Source organism: Nonlabens sp. SCSIO 43208, assembly GCF_050703575.1.
Taxonomy (GTDB): domain Bacteria; phylum Bacteroidota; class Bacteroidia; order Flavobacteriales; family Flavobacteriaceae; genus Nonlabens; species Nonlabens tegetincola.
On sequence record NZ_CP065365.1, the window covers coordinates 2,512,888 to 2,528,365 of the forward strand.

General features: G+C 35.4%; 11 protein-coding genes. All 11 read right to left on the reverse strand.

Annotated elements, in window-relative coordinates:
* Nucleotides 1–20: 20 nt before the first annotated feature.
* The 11 genes from I5168_RS11525 to I5168_RS11575 all read right to left on the reverse strand — a co-directional run bounded on the left by I5168_RS11525 (nucleotide 21) and on the right by I5168_RS11575 (nucleotide 15,381).
* Nucleotides 21–3,083: a type I restriction endonuclease subunit R gene (locus I5168_RS11525; RefSeq protein ID WP_431471854.1), complete on the reverse strand. Its 3,063-nt coding sequence runs from the start codon at nucleotides 3,081–3,083 to the stop codon at nucleotides 21–23.
* 75 nt (nucleotides 3,084–3,158) lie between these two features.
* On the reverse strand, nucleotides 3,159–4,064 hold the full coding sequence (locus tag I5168_RS11530) for an Abi family protein (RefSeq protein WP_431471855.1): 906 nt from the start codon (nucleotides 4,062–4,064) through the stop codon (nucleotides 3,159–3,161).
* A 297-nt stretch (nucleotides 4,065–4,361) separates the two neighbouring features.
* Nucleotides 4,362–5,567 carry a phospholipase D-like domain-containing protein gene (locus I5168_RS11535; RefSeq protein ID WP_431471856.1) on the reverse strand — a complete coding sequence of 402 codons (1,206 nt, stop codon included), beginning with the start codon at nucleotides 5,565–5,567 and terminating at the stop codon, nucleotides 4,362–4,364.
* A gap of 105 nt (nucleotides 5,568–5,672) precedes the next feature.
* Nucleotides 5,673–6,737, reverse strand: coding sequence for a toll/interleukin-1 receptor domain-containing protein (locus I5168_RS11540; RefSeq protein WP_431471857.1), 1,065 nt, complete (start codon nucleotides 6,735–6,737; stop codon nucleotides 5,673–5,675).
* A 2-nt stretch (nucleotides 6,738–6,739) separates the two neighbouring features.
* On the reverse strand, nucleotides 6,740–8,038 hold the full coding sequence (locus I5168_RS11545) for a restriction endonuclease subunit S (protein WP_431471858.1): 1,299 nt from the start codon (nucleotides 8,036–8,038) through the stop codon (nucleotides 6,740–6,742).
* Nucleotide 8,039: 1 nt separating this feature from the next.
* A complete protein-coding gene (locus I5168_RS11550; RefSeq protein ID WP_431471859.1) occupies nucleotides 8,040–10,397 on the reverse strand; it encodes a type I restriction-modification system subunit M in 2,358 nt (785 codons plus the stop codon).
* 65 nt (nucleotides 10,398–10,462) lie between these two features.
* Nucleotides 10,463–11,077, reverse strand: a complete 615-nt coding sequence (locus I5168_RS11555; protein WP_431471860.1) for a GIY-YIG nuclease family protein — start codon at nucleotides 11,075–11,077, stop codon at nucleotides 10,463–10,465.
* A gap of 9 nt (nucleotides 11,078–11,086) precedes the next feature.
* Nucleotides 11,087–12,937: a VWA domain-containing protein gene (locus I5168_RS11560; RefSeq protein WP_431471861.1), complete on the reverse strand. Its 1,851-nt coding sequence runs from the start codon at nucleotides 12,935–12,937 to the stop codon at nucleotides 11,087–11,089.
* Nucleotides 12,921–14,444 (reverse strand): AAA family ATPase, encoded by a 1,524-nt coding sequence (locus I5168_RS11565; RefSeq protein WP_431471862.1) that lies wholly within the window; start codon nucleotides 14,442–14,444, stop codon nucleotides 12,921–12,923. The genes I5168_RS11560 and I5168_RS11565 overlap by 17 nt, the downstream gene beginning before the upstream one ends.
* A 4-nt stretch (nucleotides 14,445–14,448) precedes the next feature.
* Nucleotides 14,449–14,586, reverse strand: coding sequence for a hypothetical protein (locus I5168_RS11570; protein ID WP_179944166.1), 138 nt, complete (start codon nucleotides 14,584–14,586; stop codon nucleotides 14,449–14,451).
* Between the two features lie 156 nt (nucleotides 14,587–14,742).
* Nucleotides 14,743–15,381, reverse strand: coding sequence for an EcsC family protein (locus I5168_RS11575; RefSeq protein WP_431471863.1), 639 nt, complete (start codon nucleotides 15,379–15,381; stop codon nucleotides 14,743–14,745).
* Nucleotides 15,382–15,478 lie beyond the last annotated feature (97 nt).

The following is a 15,478-nucleotide window of genomic DNA, read 5'->3' on the forward strand; positions in this document are numbered from 1 at the left end:
AAGTATTTTCAATTTTCTGATTACTGCCCTACACTCGCCATACGCCTCATTGTATCAAAGAATGCTCGATAGAAAGAGTCGTCCTTTGCATACAATTTATACAATTCCAGTTCTTGTTTACGTTGTCTACGCATTACATCGTCCAGTATCTTTTTAAAGGCTAAATCACTATTCTGTTTGTCAGAGTTGTTGACTACCTTTTCCATAAAGTCTGGATGTGCCTGAACTGATTTAGTTAGATTGATAAACTTAACTCGCTGATCTTCGGGAGTGGCATCCCAGCCATGAAACCATTTCTCATTAAAAGATTTGATGATTAAATCTAAAGGATCTTTTTCTTCATCACTTCCATGAGCACCACGCGGATTAGGATTTTGAGGATCCACTTCTGTTTCAGAATCATCTAATTGAATGGTAGCATTTAACTTCACTCTTTCTAGACCATAAGTCGATAAATCAACAGACTCCAGAAGCTCATCAAGACCTTCAATATCTGGATCTTTAATTGGTAATTTTGGAATTAAGAACTTCAAAAACCAGAACAATTTTTCCCACTTCAAAACTTCATAAGGAAGAATGGAAGCCATCTGACCATAAATCTTTACAAACTGTTTTGCCTTGATCTTAAAATCTGCTTTTTCATCATCTTCTAGCTCTAATCCATGGATAAAACGTTCTGATGCTTTTTCAATAATTGGACTTAACACTTGAGCATTTTCCTTATTGAAAAACTTGACATTAAAATCTTCTACTTCATCCCATTCATATACACCTACATCATCTAGAACATCTTTTAACTCATGTAATACGTTGACATCAGTGGTTTCTGTGAGCGACGTTGCTGTATAAAAAGGATCAAATGCTGCCTTAATTTCATCAACGGCGTTAAAGAAATCAAGCACAAATACATCTTCTGTTCGTTTGTTGTATTTAGGTGCTGCACGATTTAACCTGGACAAAGCTTGTACAGCTAGTACGCCTTGCAATTTCTTATCTACGTACATGGCACAAAGCTTTGGTTGGTCAAAACCAGTTAAATATTTATTAGCCACCACAAGAATTCGATAGTCATCTTCATCAAACTTGTGTCTGGTTTCCTTCTCTGCAAAGCCATTCAAATCTGCTTCTGTGTATTCTATGCCATCTACTTTTTTAGTGCCTGAAAAGGCTATTGCGATTTTGAACGGATTCCCTTTATCTTCTAGAATACGTTTCAATGCCTTGTAATACTTAATGGCAGATACGATGCTTTGTGTCACTACCATTGCTTTTCCCTTACCTTTCAATCGCTTTTTATTTACGATATTTGGAATGAAATGATCCAGTATAATTTCTGCTTTGGTAGCTATGGTACTTTCATTTTGTTCTACGTAAGCACGTAATTTTTTTTGCGCTTTCGCGGAAGCGAACTCAGGATTATCCTCTATGGATTTAGAAATCTCATAGTAACTTTTTAAAGTCGTGTAATTTGCCAGCACATCTAAAATAAAGCCTTCTTCTATGGCTTGTTTCATAGAATATAAATGGAATGGTTTCCTTCCTTTTCCATCTTCCTTTATTGTACCAAACTTTTCTAATGTTATGGGTTTAGGTGTTGCGGTAAAAGCTAGATAACTGGCATTGCCACGCATTTTACGAGACTGCATGGCTTTAATGATCTTATCCTGCGCATCATCATCTTCACTTACTTCTATCTTCTCACCCATAGCGCGATTCATATTATCATGGGCGCTACCGCTTTGACTAGAGTGTGCCTCGTCTATGATAACCGCAAAGCGTTTATCGCTTAAATCTGCGATGCCATCGATAATAAATGGGAATTTCTGAATGGTGGTAATGATGATTTTTTTTCCTTGCTCTAAACTGTCACGTAATTCTTTTGAGGAATAGGCCGGAGCAATAATATTTTTCACCTCAGAGAAGTTGGCGATATTATCTCTAATTTGTTTGTCCAATAATCTACGGTCTGTTACTACGATTACCGAATCAAATAAGGGTTTCTCTATTCCTTTTGCTCCTGGTATGCCATCCCTTACTGGATAAGTTTCAATTAATTGATAAGCAGCCCAAGTAATAGAATTTGATTTTCCAGAACCAGCAGAATGTTGAATTAAGTAGGTTTGTCCTACTCCATTCTCGCTAGCATGTTTGATAATCTTGCGTACCACATCCATTTGATGGTAGCGAGGGAAAAACAAGGTCTTTGTGTTAAGTGCATCTTTCTTCTTTCCATCTAGACGCACAAAATGCTGAATGATATTAGCTAGACTTTCTCTGGTAAATACTTCATCCCACAAGTATTGTGTTCTATGACCTACTGCACCAACCGGTAATTCTGGATTTCCTTTACCATTTTTATTTCCTTTGTTAAAAGGTAAAAAGAAGGTAGCGTTTCCATTTAGTTTTGTCGTCATGTAAGCTTCATCTGTATCAACAGCAAAGTGTACGATACATCGCGCAAAATGAAGCAACGGTTGCTTATTATCACGTTGTGTTTTGTATTGATGTTGTCCATGCACCCTAGCATTTTGTCCCGTCCATGCATTTTTTAATTCAATCGTAACCAGTGGTATCCCATTTACAAAAAGCACCAGATCTATTTCCTCGCGTGGGTTATCCATGCTATAGCGCAACTGTCGTGTGACACTAAATCTATTGCTTTCAAAATTGTCTTTAACCGTTTGACTACTACTAGCTAGTGGCGACTCATAGAATAAGGTAAAATGAGCATCATCTACTTCTAGACCTTTTTTAAGCACATGCAACACACCGTATTTCTTAATCATACGGTCGTAACGATTGAGAATTTTTAATTTCCAGTCGGTTTGCTTTTGCAGCTTTTGTAGTTCTTCTTTTTGGGTGTTTTGTAAAAAATCCCAAAAGAATTGTTCGTCTAGCGCAAACTGCGCATTAAAGTTATTGGGTTGTCCTATAAAATAGCCTTTACCGGTTCGATAGATTTCACCGCTTTCGCGAAAACTATCTACCGATTCACCACTTGCTTTAATTTCCTCTAGGTTAATTCCTGTAAGGTGTTTTTCTATCGCAGCTTCTAGTGCTTGTTCGTTGGTTTGGCTATGCATCAATTAATTTTAATTCTATATTTCTTAATACTCACTTCTAATTTACTACTAATAATTAAATCAATGTGTTAATGATTAATTCCATAAATCATGTTGACGCCAGTTAGTAGGAAACCCCATATCATTTTCTTGTTGCATAGGACATTTATCCATTAGTTTTTTTAATTTTTTTGAAAAGTTGAAATCACTTTCGATCCTGTGCAACATATAATTCATACAACATATACTTGCATAGAGTTTATTGGCATGTAAAGCCTTGGCTTCTTGTTTACTTAAAAACTTATAGTTTGTATTGTAAGGAAGTTTAGGCTGTACTGTTAATCTTCTATTCCACAATCGCCCGTGATGTGCACAAATATTACGTACATGAGAAAAATTGTGCATCCAGTTTTGAAGAGTAAAAGTATTGGGTAAACCAAAACTGTCAGCAATTAGATTTTTTTCATTACCATTTTTTAAATTACGATATAACATGGATAGTGTTCCAAAACTAGCGACTTCTAGTCCCATCCAGCATGGTGGATCAATAGGATTAGTATAAGTTGATTGATAATGTTTTATAAAAGTCTCATCAGAGCGTTTTACCTCTTTTTGTAATTTTCCTAATTGAGAAATAGCTCGTGATTTATCGTAATAATGACTTTGATCAATGTGCCAATGGCTGCCGTAATTCAAAGAGTATTGATAAATAATCTGTGTACGTAGTGCAACCTCTATTTTTTCTAGTGCGCCAAATATGAGTAAGCGTAATTTTCTATCAAACTTATAAAGCTTGATAATTGTTTTAAAATCTATATCAACAGTAAAGGGATGATCTGGATTATTATTATCCTGAAATGGATAAGTATAAGCGCGTAGTCTATAAAAACTAATGCGTGATAACATAGCCTGAGCATAAGCCTCATCACTAATTTTTAAACCTCTCTTTTTAAGTTTGGTTACTTGATCTGTTATAGGAATAGCTGGTTTATTGTATCTCATACCAACTCTATTTTAGAGATCCCATAAAAATCGAAAACCCACCTGAGGGCGCTGTTCTTATGGGTAGCGTGGTGGGTATTATTATTGCAAATGTAACTATAAACCGCAAATACGGTACCATGATTTAACATTTTTATTTGTACTACTATTTCCATCCCTAACAATCCCTAACCTTACCCGTCACCACACTATTGATCAATCTACTTTTATACTCTTGTAGCTTTTCTATTTCTATGAGAAATTGTTCAGTGAATAGTTTTCTTTCATTTTTCATTGGTTGGTTATTTTACTTTTTATTTAATCATTTTTTATCTCCCAATAGATCTCATTAAAAAAACTGTCAGCTTCTAGCATATTTTCAAGATCTAGTTCTTCAGTAATTTCCCTAATTAGCAAACAATATTCTGCGTAGTCGTTTCCATTAAAGGAACTACTGTGAGATTTAAAATATACACCTGCTTCCTGATCTAAAACTGTGATGGGATTTCTATTAAGTATAGCAAAACGATTGGGTTGAATGGTTGCCATAATTTCAGTGGCATAATTAATACTGGCTCCATTTACCTTTTTTACGAGCTCCTTGGCGCCTGAAAAAACAGCTGAAGTTGGTTTCTTTTTATTCTCAATAACAAATTTCACCAAGTTTTGAAACTCATTTTTACACTCATAAACTTTAAAGCGCTGCCTGAATAAACTACCGCTTTGCCACAAACTGCCATAACCAGCAGAACCGACTAAGGAATCTATAATTTCCTCAAATCTATTCTGAGAAAGTCTACTGTTATCTGATATTTCCTGTAAAAGTTGTTTTGCTTCTTTATAATTAAGTTTACGCTGCTCGAAATTAGCATAGCTATCGTCACTTCTGTATTCTCTTAAATGAGCTTTTAATTTCCTATAATCAAATTCAAAATCGGTTTCTTGTTTTTTGGGAATCGCCTTTTGATATTTTCTAATACCTTTTTGCTCTTTATAAAATTGCTCATATCGCTTGATAAGCATTAGATTGACAGAACTGGCATTTTCTTCACTGGTAATATGATTAAAATAAGTTATTGCGTTCTCCCATTCTTTGCTAGAAGTGTCGGTTTGAATATGAATGGAAACTTCTTGATTTGAGATAAGCCCACCAGCAGTAATATTAGCAGAACCTGAAACGATAAATCCCGTGTCTTTAGTCCTAAAGAGAAATAGTTTTGGATGAAAGACTTTAGATTTATCTGCTGCTTTATCAATAAACAAATGCGCGTTGATTTGATTTTTAAATAACTGAAATAAAGTTTTCAAAGCCTCTGGATCGGTTAGTCCGAAATTCTGACCAGCAATAATCAAAATTGGTTTGCTGGCTTTAACGTGCTTTTTGATCAGCGGTAATAACAAATTTAAACCAGACATTTTTAGAAAAGCTGTTGCCAACCATAGCTCGTCGGAAGATTTTATTAAATCCTTAATCACATGTAAATGATTGCTTGCGCCAATATTATGTACTAACTTTTTTTCCATGTTGTTAATATTCAAGTTTACTTATTACCATATTGACAATCAATCATCTAATTCATTTTGTTGTTTCATGATGTATAAACTTTACTTTTATTAAAACCCATAAAATCACCCATGATTAGGTTCTTCTTTAATCATTGCATCTAATAATTTGCTAAAAACCAAAGAAACTATATCATCTTCGGTTAGTAGTCTGTTTTTCTGAGACCAAATCACATTTTTTGATTTATCAAAATCAGGATAAATTGTTTCACTACGAATTGCTTGCCAATCGTGTGAAATGGGTTGAATTGCATTCATATCAAAAGTTCTAGTAGTTGGGTCGTAATGAACATTTTTACCAGATCTGAGATCAAATAATAGTTGTCTAACTGAATTATAAGGATATTCTCCATAGTATAAATTAACAAAAAAATCATCCACTTGAACTCGTATTGCATTATGCTTTTTAGCTCTTTCAACGTAAAAATCTTGCTTCATTTGAATAGAATATCCTTGTGCTTTAATTTCGATCTTTTCGAATATTCTTATAACAGATTCTGATACTTTACGAACTCCATCTATGGAATTGTAAAGCCTATTTATTTCTTTTTTTAATCGTTTATCTTCTAGAATTCTCCTTGCGCTTTCTGCAAAACCGTCATCAAGTATTTCTTTTTTTTCGTTTTTAATTTTTGAATTAAAGTCTGGAACTTTACCTCTTTTTGGTTTGACTAGTTCAGGTTTTCCATGAACTACTCTCAATAAGTCAAATGCCATTTTCTCAAATTTCAAATCATTTGACATATCATGATAAATGGTTGTTTGAACAAATGTAGGTGCACTTGTTTCTAAGCTGCCTTTTCTAAGGATAGGAAGGAATTTTGTGTTATTGGTTTGATCACCGTACAAGCCTTGTGAAATCATTGAATATTCAGCGCCTACTCCACCTTGTCTACCATCTGCCTTAAGTTTGTAATTAGGTGTTAGAATCAACAAAACTTTATCTGCATCATTAACCGCTTTTTCCATAAACAACATGGTATTACCACCAGTTGTCAGATCGTATTGATCTAGCGTCACTTCACAGCCACCTTTTTCGATTAAATAGTCTGCTAGCTTCTTTACCCATTCTTTGTGAGCTTCATCATCCCAAGAATATGATATAAAGATATGTAACGGCTTTTCCTCCATCCCTAACACACCCTAACCTTACCCGTTACCACACTATTGATCAAACTACTTTTATACTCTTGTAGTTTTTCTATTTCTTGCTCTTTAAGACCTATTGCGGTTTCTATTTTAGTTGATGCCGTTTCTATATATTCAGCGATTTCTTGTTGCTCGGATTTTTCTGGATGAACAACAAATAATCTACTTAAATCAGTGCTGTTAATTGCTGGATAACTCATCCCTTTGGAGTTCACTGTCACTTGTTCTGTGAAAGCATCACTTCTAACAAAACTTGCGATAAACTGTGGATGCATAAATTTTTTAGGCTCTAGAACAGCAAATCCTGTAGAATAAATAAAATTTGATTTTTCCACACCAACAAAATCTATCGCTTTCAAATAAGTTCTTACCGTAGAAATAACGGTATCACCACTCTTAGCGATTCTTCTAGCTCTGGATGGTGCATCTTTAAAGAAAAAATTTTCGGTTTCAACTATACCTTCTTCTAAGGTTACACTTCCAATATCGACATAAGTTAATTTGTAATCTTTATTAGTAGTTTCTGGCAAAGCATTTTTATTGATTGAACAAATATTCTTCAATCTCTTTACTTCCCAATGCTCCGGTATCTCGCCTATCCATTCTACACCAGAGTCTTTTAGCTTGACCTTATCATTTAAACCACAAGTGACGGCTTTATGAATAAGGATTTGCTTGCGTTCTTTTAATAGGGCTATTTGTTGCTGTTTTATGGCTATCGCCTGATCGATTTTGGTGGTTTTATCGTCTAGAAATTGGGCAATGGCGGTTTGTTCTGGTAGTGGTGGGAAAGGAAAAGGAAACCTTTTGAAATCTTCAAAACTGATATTCTGCCTTAAACCAGAACCTAATCCGTAAATTACCTTGTTTATATCAATAGTATGCAAATAATAATGAAAGTATTTATTAGAGTATCCTTTTAGTATTCGAAGGTTTATATAAGCACTTGTTATGATGCCCTTATCTTTAGCCAAACCAGTTCTTAAACTAGTCTTATCATTCTGTAAATCTGTAGGCCTTATTATTATATCTCCAGGTTCTACCAACTGATAAGTTTCAAATGACTCTGGAACTAATCCAGTAAGTTTTTCTTCAGGTTTAATTATAACATTACCATAACTTAAAGAGAGAACTGTATTTTCTTTAAACCCAGTATTCTTTTCTTTACTTTCAAACAAAATTGTAAAACCAGGCTTAATCTGCCAATGCTCAGGAATCTCACCTAGCCATTCTACACCGCTGTCATTGTAGTTGTCGTAGGTAGTTGCTTTTATTGCTTCCATATTAACCTAAATTTAAAATGTCGGCAATTAATCCATCGCTTTGTTGCTCAAGTGCTAGGATATCGGCAGTGACTTCTTCTATAGACCGCAGTGGCGTGTGTTTATAGAAGTATTTATTAAAACTAATCTCATAGCCTATTTTGGTCGCGTCTAGATTGATCCAAGCTTCGGCCACGTGTGGTTGCACCTCGCGTTTAAAGTAACTGTGTATGTGGTCTTTAAGCGGTACGTTTTCGGTATCGCGCAGGTCGCTTTCTGTTTCATAGGTCACAAATTGTCCTGCCTTTTCTGTAGGATAGTAACCAAAGTCTGGCAAGTGTGCCACCTCACAATCTAGGTGTTGTAACAATTGGTCAAGTTTGTCACCAGACAGCTTTTCTACTTTCTTGATGACTTTTTTGGCGCTGGCATCATACTCGCTCATGGCGTTAAGTATGGCTTTCTTTTCGCTAGCTGCTAGGTCTAATTCTTGTGCCTTGATCTCGTCGGTTACTGCTTTTGCAAAAGCGTTATAATCCATAAACACCTCATCGCCTATCGTGTTGTACAAGGATTGTGCTGCCTGTACTAGTTTTAAATGCTTGCTCCAGGTAGCGGCTTTAGTCAGTTTTGTTTTATAAGCACTGGATAGATTAAGATCTTGCTCCTCACACCAGGCTAGTAGTTCTTCCTTATAACTAGCTAGATTTTTATACAGGTCGTCACCGTATTGTTCATAGGCCCATTGCATAGGCTCCTGTAAACGATTGTCGTAGCGTAGTGATGCCACACGAGCTGCCGTAAATTGAGATTTTAATCGTTTAGGACGTTCAATGGTTGCCTTGTAGTAGCCAAAATCACTGTTGTCAAACACCATGGCTTCTAGTGCATCTTCTGGGTCGTTGTCATTACGCTTTCGCGAAAGCGCACTCACATACACATCTCGTATTTCATTAATATGCTGTGCGGTTAATTCACAGTTCTTGTTTCCTAGGTTTTTACGCAACTTTTTGTAAAGGGAATTGGCATCAATTAATTGTACTTTTCCCTTGCGGTGTGCAGCTTTGTTATTGCTTAAAATCCAGATGTAGGTGGTAATACCTGTGTTGTAGAATAAATTGTTGGGCAGTTGTATAATCGCTTCTAGCCAATCGTTTTCTATAATGTGGCGTCGTATGTTGCTCTCGCCACCACCAGCATCACCGGTAAATAAGCTACTACCGTTGTGCACACTTGCGATGCGTGTACCGGTAGGACTTTGCGATAGTGGTTTCATCTTGGACACCATTTCCATAAGAAATAGCAGCTGGCCATCGCTAGATCGTGGTACGGCATCTACATCTTCTAGTTGTCCCCAACAATTAGCTAGTTGTATTTTAAATCGAGGATCGATAACGTCCTTACCGTCTTTGATATACTTCTGCTCACTGCTCCATGATTTTCCATAGGGTGGATTTGACAGCATAAAGTCAAAGCTTTTACCAGCAAATTCATCGGTAGATAAAGTAGATCCTACACGTATGTTTGCTGGGTCATTACCCTTGATCATCATGTCACTTTTACAAATGGCATAGGTCTCGTCGTTGATCTCTTTTCCAAATAGGTAGACGTCACCCATGGCGCGTATGCTGCCTTCTTCATCCTTGATGAAATTTTGACTTTCGGTAAGCATTCCACCACTACCACATGCAGGATCGTAGATCGTCATCACCGGTGGTAGGTTTTCTTTTATAGGATCAAAGATGATGTGCGTCATGAGATCAATCACTTCACGTGGTGTAAAGTGCTCACCAGCTTCCTCGTTGTTTTCTTCGTTAAATTTTCTAATCAATTCTTCAAAGACATAACCCATTCCTAAGTTAGATAAGGCTGGTAGCTTGCGACCTTCTGGATCTTCCTTTTCAAATGGTGTTAAGTTGATGTAGGGCGAAGTGAATTTCTCTAGTACATCGAGTAATACATCTTTGGTTGCCATGTGGCGCACCTGGCTGCGCAGTTTAAATTTCTCTATGATCTCCTTTACGTTAGGGCTAAAACCATTGAGGTAATCTTCAAAGTTGGCTTGCAGGATTTGTGAGCTGTTTGTTGCGGTATCTTTTATTTGTTGCAAGGTCCATTTACTGGTGTTGTAAAACACGTAACCACTAGCATCGCGCAAGCCGCTCTCATCCCATTCAGTAAACTGGGCTTCATCACGTTGAAACGCCAGTTCTTCTAGAACGGCTTCTTTTGTAGGTTCTAGCAATGCGTCTAGACGTCGTAGTACGATCATGGGCAAGATCACATCGCGGTATTTACCGCGTACGTAAACGTCACGCAAACAGTCGTCTGCAATGGACCAAATAAAGGATACTAATTTATTATGGGATTGTTTGTTCATAGTCAAAATGTGGTTGTAGTGTAGCTCTCAAAGTTAGGGAATAAGAATGCATAATACCTGATATCTTAGTGTGTTCTAAAAGTATTCAACGTAATATTATGGGCTACTGCAAAGTGTATTTCAAAGCTTGCCAAAACATCGTCATTTTCAATGGGTAAGTAAGCGATTTCACAATTTTGTAAAAATTCAAAAACAGCCTGTGTGTCAATGTTTTGGAAAAAGTCCTTTCTAGAACCTTTATATGGGCTTTCTATATTCTTTAAATTATAAATGTCTTTACCTATACGATAAGCTAAAGTAGATGTGAAATGAGATTGAGTTCGTAGATGTTGGTGCGTTCTATAAATACAACTTCTAGATATTCCTACGTAAATAGGTTTTTCTTCATATAGGTAAATGTAAGCTCCTTTAAAATCTTCCTTTGTGGTTTTAGCTTCTTGTTCTCTGTTTTTAGAGTGGACCTTAAGATTTGGATGATTTTTATAAATATTTCTCAAGGTAGGTTTGTAAGTTGATGCTTCCATTCCAAAATATTTATTAGCTTTTATAATAAACGATTTTGTTCTCCATTGAGCATTCAGAAGTTTCACCTTTTCAATCAGTGACTCAATTTCAAGCGTAGCTGCTCGAGGCTTTGATAAAACATTTTCTATATCACTTTTGTTATATTCTAGTTTCATGTTTTCAAATTATTTCACCATCACTTTTAAATCCTTAACCAGTTCCATTAAACTACCGCTACTACCATCTACCGTCCAGAGATTATCGCACCAGTCCATACTGCGCCAAGAGCTACTGCCAATGTTCATACAGTGAAATCTGTTTTTCTTTTTTTGTAACTTTTTTACTTCTTTAATTCGTTCACCGTCTAAGGAAGGAAAAACACCGTCGGTAATCATTAATAAATCCGCATTTTTATACGTGTCAGATTTCATGGTATCAATAGCATATTCTAGGGCTGGATCGATGTCCGTACCACCATGAAAACTATGCCCTAAAAAGGTGGCCAGCTGTGCGATGTCCATGGTTTTGGTATTCAACTCTATCGTTTTAATGCTCGTGGAAAATGAAATAATCGTCATAGGTCTATCATCTTTTGAAGCTTCTTTTGCAATGGCGAGTGCTATTAATTTTGCCATTAATTCTGGCGTGCCGTGCATACTACCACTAGTATCTACCGCTATGAGAAAAGGCCCTTTATCCTGTGGTATTTCTTTATCTACTGTAATTGTACGGTTTTCTTGAAACTGCGCAGTATTTCTATCGATTAACTCTAAGGTTTGAATTTTTTTTTCGGCAAATTTCTTGAGAAATATATTTTCTGTTTCTGGAGTTTCTAGAAGCGCCATCTCGCCTGGTAATGCATAATTGAGATCATTACTTTCTTTGATACCCATTACCTCAGCCTTTCCATGAGGATTGATAATATCTTCTGGTCTGAAGAACATTTCTTGCATTTCTTCCTTTTCAACGGCAATTCCTGCCAGTCTTAATCGGCCTAAAAGTGCTGCCAGCTCTTTTACATGTTTATTTTCTTCTAGTAAAGCGGCATATTTATCAATAGATGCTGTATCGATCTCATGCCACAATCCATGTGATAAATCCCATAATCTACCTGGTGGTAAGATTTCTTGAAGAATAGGATTGAGCTTTTTTATGAGATCTAAGATCTTCTTTACATGCTCCTCTAATTGTTGTACCAGATCATTTCTCCACTTATCAATAGCATCAATTTCTGCCTGCATCGCTGCTAGATCTAATTGCTCTTCTAGGTTTCTGATGCGTTCATTTTTTAGGCGATCAATTTCCTTTTGAGAAGTAGATTGAGGTAAAGCAATAATTTTTTTAAACTGTAGATCTAGTTTATTGAGATCTATCTGCCTTTTCTTATACTTTTTCCTGATAAAGTCTTTATGTCTATTATTTTTCTTCCAGTACTTTTCAAAGTATGTGTAGCTATACCCATTAAGATCTGCTATAAGCTCATTCTCTTTCGTTTTATAACCAGCTTCGTTGAGTTGAACAGCTATTGCGCTATTTGAAATAGGTTTTATTTGTTTTTTCCATAAAGCAATTAAATCGTTTTGAAATTTTCTTATTTGTTCTATTCTAGAAGTTTGTAAGTCCTTGTCTTTAGATTCAATTTCTTTATTATGAATTCTATACTCTTTTGACACGGGAATGTTGTGATCGCTTTCGCGAAAACGTAATTTCTTACCATCTTTCCACTGCTGCAATAATTCTCGATCTTCTTGAAACTGATCTTCTATTTCTTCTGGTGGAGATTCTTCCAAAGCCTTTAAAATCTCTTCAGTGATTTGATCTTTAAATGAGGCATCTTGTTTCAGTAATCTTGTAATAGAGCCATTACTAAAAAACTCTTTTAACAAGGATCGAGTAGCGTCATTCAATACAGTATTCTCTTGTGTGATTAAACGCCATTTATCTATGGTCGCAACAATTTCTGATCGTTGTTCTCTATTATAAAGAACACCAAAATCAAGAAATTCTTGCAGTTGTTCTTTACTTGAGCTTGTCATAGTCTAACTTAATTTGAGCGAGTTGTTTTTCAAGAGCAATAGCTTGAGATTTTAATTTAGATAAAGGGTGATCTAGCATTCTGGTAAGATGCTGTGATACAAATAAATTGTCAAAAGTTATGGGCTCTTTTGTTACTTTAGAAGATTTTAGAAATTCTTGAAATTCTTGGGTTAAGGTTTTAAAGTTTTCCAGAATGTTATTGTGTGTGGTATCATCTGGTTTGAGACGGACAGTTATTTCTTGTTTAATTGACTCAACTTTTAATTTATAAGAGGTAAATCTTCTACTGTAATCTATTTTTTTATGCAGGATATCATTACCATATTTTTTGAAATCTGTATTTTTCCAGAAGTTGTCATGATAATCCAAACGTTGATAATCTCCAGTTAAGTTCAGCCAGTCATTTTTATCTATTAATATTGTATCATCCTTACGTTCTCTATTTACAAATTCGTATAAACTTTCTCCGTCTATTTCTTTTTCACAAATTTGTTGAATTACCTTTGTCTCTTTTCTAGTAGTATCACGATCTGTTTGCTTTTTAAGTCGCTCAATTTTTGCCGTCCAATTTGCCAGTTCTGACTGCCCCTTGATTCCATGACTCAAAACAGCGTCTGTGACAAAGTCTAGTACTTTATTCTCTTGAGAAGGATGGTCCCAAATCATATGGCGTATCAAAAAACAATCTGTTGCGTTAATGACTTTTCGACCGTTGAGGTAGGCACTAGTTTTAAGAACTTCTATGATTTTTTTCCATCGCCGGTCAGATACGTATATTTTGTGCTCATTAACGATATCATCATTGTAAACGTTGATATAATTTTTAATTTTAAATACTACATCTACTATGTGTGGCAAAACTTTTACTTGATTTGCCTTTTTTCTAAGCGTTTCATAGTCTCGCGTAGACAGTTGTAATTTGGGATCTATTTTAAAATCAGATTGTGATTTACTCATTAAGTAATCGCTAAATTGCGATTGGCAAGTAATATTTTTTACAGAAATACGAACGATAAAACGATCCCATAAAGCTTCCAGTCCTTGACCTTGATCAGGTAGTTCATTACTAGCGGCAATTAGTCCTTTAAGCGGTACTTTAATATCATTCCTTCCATTGCGGTATACCTTCTCATTGATAATGGTCAATAAAGTGTTTTGTATAGAAGGTCCAGCTTTCCATATCTCATCTAAAAAAGCAATGTCTGCATCTGGCAAGTAACCTTTTACAACTCTTTCATAAGTATCTGACTTTAGTTTAGAAATTGCCACAGGACCAAAGATCTCATCTGGAGTACTGAATCTATTCATGAGGTACTCAAATGCAGTAGCATACTTAAACACTTCTTTAATTCTGCGAGCAATTAGACTTTTTGCGACTCCTGGTTTTCCTAATAAAAATATGCTTTGCCCTGAAAGAACAGTAAGCAAGGTTAAACGTATACCTTGCTCTCTTTCATATAAACCTTCATTTAAGGATATTAATAGGTCTTCAATCTGTTTCCTCATCCAATTACTTTTTCCCTTTTTGATTAGGGTTCAGCTGCTTACCTCTATTCCCTTGAGCCTTATCGTAAGCCTTATTAGTGCCTGATGTTCCTTTGTTTTTGTTTACTTGATTTGAATTGTTGTTATTGTTTTTTTTAGCCATGGTAGTTTTTTTTAAAATCAAAAACCCTAAAACGCACTGATCCAATTATGTAGGAAAAAGAGCGTTTTAGGGGACTGTGAATATAAGAAATTGTACTTTTTTTATGAATCCTAATACACAAAAAAGAAATACCCATAATAAATTCAGATACAATTTCTATCTACCACTGTAATACTTGATTGCAAAACTTCCCACAACTCTTGTGCTGAAATAATCGAATCCAAATCCTATAGGAGCACCAAGTAAAGGGACCATTTTGGTAAAACTAGTCAATGATTTCTCACCAGCTTTAGTAATAATTTTTTGTGGGACAACTTTCCATATTTTTTTCATCACTTCCACAGAAACCTTCTTCTGTATTGCTTTTTTTGTAATTTCTTTAGAAGCAACAACACCTACTGTTTTTAACGCTTCCTTCGCAGAGTTCCCTGCTAGTATTAAATAAACATCAGTTTTAAGATCTGCTGTATCGTGCGTCTGCCCATAAACATGAGCAATCGCAAAAGCTAGTCCTATTTGAATTTTCCAAGATGCAATTAAATCAACTGGAACAGTAATAGGAAGAGTTATTAAACCTCCTACTCCTGTGGCGGCACCAACTAATCCATTTTTAAATGATTTTCTATTCCTTATTTTTTTGGCAAGTTTTTCATTTGATATATTAGGATTTTGCTCACGTAATTTTGCAACATATCCTTCAATATATGATTTGTTTGCACCTAAAAAAGTTTCAATGTATTGCTCGATCCAAAGAGCAACTTTGCCTTTATCTTCTTCTATAATTTGTTCTGACATAGTTAATTACTTATTGGACTGATGAAACATTCATAGTCATTAAAATTCTCTCCACAATTTGTACAAAATTCACTCTCTTGTATTTCTAAGTATTTTT

Bases quoted from the DNA above. Each gene is read 5' to 3' on its own strand.
- I5168_RS11525 (WP_431471854.1), bottom strand. From the start codon at position 3,083: ATGCATAGCCAAACCAACGAACAAGCACTAGAAGCTGCGATAGAAAAA.
- I5168_RS11530 (WP_431471855.1), bottom strand. From the start codon at position 4,064: ATGAGATACAATAAACCAGCTATTCCTATAACAGATCAAGTAACCAAA.
- I5168_RS11535 (WP_431471856.1), bottom strand. From the start codon at position 5,567: ATGGAAAAAAAGTTAGTACATAATATTGGCGCAAGCAATCATTTACAT.
- I5168_RS11540 (WP_431471857.1), bottom strand. From the start codon at position 6,737: ATGGAGGAAAAGCCGTTACATATCTTTATATCATATTCTTGGGATGAT.
- I5168_RS11545 (WP_431471858.1), bottom strand. From the start codon at position 8,038: ATGGAAGCAATAAAAGCAACTACCTACGACAACTACAATGACAGCGGT.
- I5168_RS11550 (WP_431471859.1), bottom strand. From the start codon at position 10,397: ATGAACAAACAATCCCATAATAAATTAGTATCCTTTATTTGGTCCATT.
- I5168_RS11555 (WP_431471860.1), bottom strand. From the start codon at position 11,077: ATGAAACTAGAATATAACAAAAGTGATATAGAAAATGTTTTATCAAAG.
- I5168_RS11560 (WP_431471861.1), bottom strand. From the start codon at position 12,937: ATGACAAGCTCAAGTAAAGAACAACTGCAAGAATTTCTTGATTTTGGT.
- I5168_RS11565 (WP_431471862.1), bottom strand. From the start codon at position 14,444: ATGAGGAAACAGATTGAAGACCTATTAATATCCTTAAATGAAGGTTTA.
- I5168_RS11570 (WP_179944166.1), bottom strand. From the start codon at position 14,586: ATGGCTAAAAAAAACAATAACAACAATTCAAATCAAGTAAACAAAAAC.
- I5168_RS11575 (WP_431471863.1), bottom strand. From the start codon at position 15,381: ATGTCAGAACAAATTATAGAAGAAGATAAAGGCAAAGTTGCTCTTTGG.